This window comes from Roseiarcus sp. (genome assembly GCF_052145395.1).
Classification (GTDB): domain Bacteria; phylum Pseudomonadota; class Alphaproteobacteria; order Rhizobiales; family Beijerinckiaceae; genus Roseiarcus.
In genome coordinates, this window is the sequence record NZ_JBKQOT010000917.1 from 1 (window position 1) to 3,104 (window position 3,104).

At 64.7% G+C, this 3,104-nt stretch carries 3 protein-coding genes; 1 reads left to right on the forward strand and 2 read right to left on the reverse strand.

Annotated features, from left to right (window positions below):
• Nucleotides 1-787: HlyD family secretion protein (locus tag ACLP25_RS31725; RefSeq protein WP_442473059.1), on the reverse strand; the 787-nt coding region annotated here is incomplete at its 3' end.
• A 284-nt stretch (nucleotides 788-1,071) separates the two neighbouring features.
• Between ACLP25_RS31725 and ACLP25_RS31730 the strand changes: the two genes are divergently transcribed.
• Nucleotides 1,072-1,749 (forward strand): TetR/AcrR family transcriptional regulator, encoded by a 678-nt coding sequence (locus ACLP25_RS31730; protein ID WP_442473060.1) that lies wholly within the window; start codon nucleotides 1,072-1,074, stop codon nucleotides 1,747-1,749.
• A 144-nt stretch (nucleotides 1,750-1,893) separates the two neighbouring features.
• Here the strand turns inward: ACLP25_RS31730 and ACLP25_RS31735 are convergent, their stop codons facing one another.
• Nucleotides 1,894-2,598, reverse strand: a complete 705-nt coding sequence (locus ACLP25_RS31735) for a TetR/AcrR family transcriptional regulator (protein ID WP_442473061.1) — start codon at nucleotides 2,596-2,598, stop codon at nucleotides 1,894-1,896.
• Between the last annotated feature and the right edge of the window lie 506 nt (nucleotides 2,599-3,104).

A 3,104-nucleotide genomic window follows, 5' to 3' on the forward strand; every position in this document is an offset into this window, starting at 1 on the left:
AGACCGAGGCGGGGAAAACGTATTCCGGGTAGGCGTCCATGACGAGGCGCGCGGCGTCAGGGTCATTCCCGACTTTGAGCCGGCCAGCCTGCGGAGCGGGAAGAAACACAGTCGTGTAGACGTCCGAGAGGTCGATCACCGTCGCGATCTTGCCGCCTGGCGGAAGCACCGCCCCCGGCTCGACAAGGCGATATTGCACCCGGCCCTGGACCGGCGACTTGATCGCCGAATCGTCGATCACCGCCTGCAGCTCTGCGACCCTGGCGTCAGCGGTTTTGACAGCCGCGATGGCCTCGTTGACCTGCGACTGCGCCGCCTTCAGCGCCGCATCGGCGCTTTTCAGCTGCTCGTTGCGCTGATCGAGGAGTTCGTGGGTGGACCAGCCCTTGTTGACGAGCGTTGACGTGCGTCGCAGCTCCTCGTTGGCGAATTCCGACTGGGCCTCATCGCTGGCGACGTCCGCCTGACGGGTTGCGACCGTTTGGCGGGCGAGAGCGGCCGAGGCTTGCGCCTGGCGCAGCTGCGGCTCGGTTTCGGAGGTGTCGATCCGGGCGACGACCTCCCCAGGAGAAACCATGTCGCCCTCGTGCGGCACGATCTCGACGACCCGCCCAGGAACCTTCGTCGAGATGTCGACCTGGGTCGCCTCGACCCGGCCGTTGATGGTTACGATGCCTGCGGGCAGCTGCGAGGCCTCGTACTGTCTCCACGCGAAGTAACCCGCGGCGCCGCCGCCGATCACGACGACCGCCGCCGCCAGGATAACCACAGACCGTTGGAGCTTCATGCCTCGCCTCCAGCCTCCAAACCAAGAGCCAATCGCGCCTCGACCGTCCGCCGCTCTCGCGGGCCATTTGGCCGATATCGGCGTCGATGTGTTCGCTTCGCCGCCCGAGTGACGGCTTCCGTGCCGACGAAAGGCCAGCTCGCTTTGTCGCCTGCGGCCTCAGCGCGCATCCGGGCTTGCTCCGCATCCCAGCCGTCGCCAGCCGTAAATTCACGTTGCCCTCTTACGTCAAATCGACTAAGTAGTCAATATGAATTTCTCGTCTGACGAAGGAAGGGGAGGCTTTGAACAAGGTCGACCTGAATCGGCGCGCTCAAATCGGCCGGGAGCGGCGCGCCCGGACCCGAGCGCAGCTCGTCGAAGCCGCCCGCGTCCTCTTGACGAGCCGGTCGACCGCCTCCGTCACCGTCGAAGACGTGACGAGACGGGCGGGGACGTCGAAAGGCGCCTTCTATTCCCACTTCAGTCGCCTGGAGGATCTGTGGAACGCTGTCGCCGCGGAACTGGCGCAAGTTTTCGACGAAGTCGCTCGTGCAAACCGGCCCGCCATTGTCGACCCGGTCGAGGGAATCGCCGCTGGCTGCGCGGCCTTCATCGGTGAGGCTCAGCGCAATCCGCCCTGGGGAGCGCTCATCGCTCATGGCCTGTGGGCCTTTCCGGCAGTCGCGCGCGTCGCCCGAGAGCGACTGACCGCAGACTTGCGGCGCGGCCAAAGCCAGGATCGTCTGGCCTGCTTTTCGGAGGAGGTCGGTTTCGATCTCGTCGTCGGCGTTGTCGTTCAGGCCATGCGCTCGGCGAGCGAAGCGCGGCTCTCGCCCGGCGACGTGCCGGACGTCGTTCAGGGGATCCTGCGTGCGCTCGGCGTCAACGCGCAAGATGCAGAATATGCGGCGCGGCGCGCACATGAGGCCGCGGCTGCGACGGGAGACGCAGGCTCCGCGTCGACGAGGAATCCAATCTGAGATGAGCAATCAGCTTCGCGACCGCGCCCGTGCGGTGAGCGCCGTCCGAGGCTCGCCGCGTTCGAGTCCGCCTTTTGCGTTCTCGACACAATCACGATGCGGTCACGAAGTTGCGTCCGAAAGGGCAACCGGAGCCGACGTCGCTCAAGCGGATTCAGTGGCGCTCGAAGAGCCGCCTGCTGGACTTCCGCCCATCAGGATGTCGCGCGGAACGGAACCCCTCACGCGAGCGACCCGAGCGACGATGGACGCGGCGTCGCGCCTGCCGACGCCGATCGCGGCGAGCATGCATCGAAGCGCCTCAGGCCGGTGGTGATCGTCGAACCGTCTGTCGCCGATCGCCGCCGCCACCTGAAGAACAATCCCAATGATCATTTCGACGCCCAATTCCGGCGTGAGTCCCGCCTGCGGGGATTTGTCGAGCGCGTCGCGCAGGTCGTCCGAAAGCCGGCCCCGCACGAGAAGTCCCACTCTGGGATGCGACCTCGCCATTCGCGTTGCGAGCAAAGCCCAGGAGCGGTCCGACAGGGACTGCCTGAGGAAGGCGTCGCAGCCGAACGCGATCCGGAGAATCGGATCGGATATCGATAGACGCTCAGGCTGAATCATTGCGTCGAAGGCGTTGATGAGGTCGTCGGCGACCGCCGCGGCGAGTTCCTCAAGATCATTGAAATGGCTGTAGAAGGTGCCCTTCGCGACCCCCGCCTCTCGCACAAGCTCGTCGATCGTGACTGACTCCCACGGCCGCTTCGAGAAGAGCGCCTTCGCCGCGGTCATCAGTTGCAACCGTGTCCGGGCCCGTTTCTCCCGGCCGATTTCCGCGCGCCGCTCGAGATTGATATTCGCCATTGGCCTGAGCTCCTAGCGACTCATATACTCGATTCGGTCAAAATGACCAATTGGTCGGGAAAGCAGGCTGGACCCGACACACGATGAGCCTGACCACACGCCTGAGCCTCAAGAAACCCCTTGGATCCAACAGGGCGTCCACACACGAAACTCAAGCTTCGCGGCTATCGGAGTTTCGCACGATTTGCTTGATGTCTGCATAGCCGCGAACTTCGGCTTCGGTGAAGTTCCTGCGAGGGCGCTCTCCTGTCTCGCATGGGGCTGTGAACCCCACGATTTTGAGACAGGCCCGGCCTTCGCGTTCCTGCTTACCCGTCGCGCGCCCCGGAGAAGGCTCAAAAACGGGCGAGAAGCAGTCACTCTTGATGAGGCCGATCGGTCGGAATCTGGAGGGTTATGTGAGGTCGCCGACGCGAGAGTTGGGCGTCACGGAGGGCGACCTCACATAAGCCGGATTGAACGAAGGCGCGGGCCGGTCGGCCGCTATGGCGAAAGCGGGCGAGCTG

Excerpts from the sequence above, each read along its gene's own strand:
- ACLP25_RS31735 (WP_442473061.1), bottom strand. The coding sequence starts at position 2,598 with ATGGCGAATATCAATCTCGAGCGGCGCGCGGAAATCGGCCGGGAGAAA.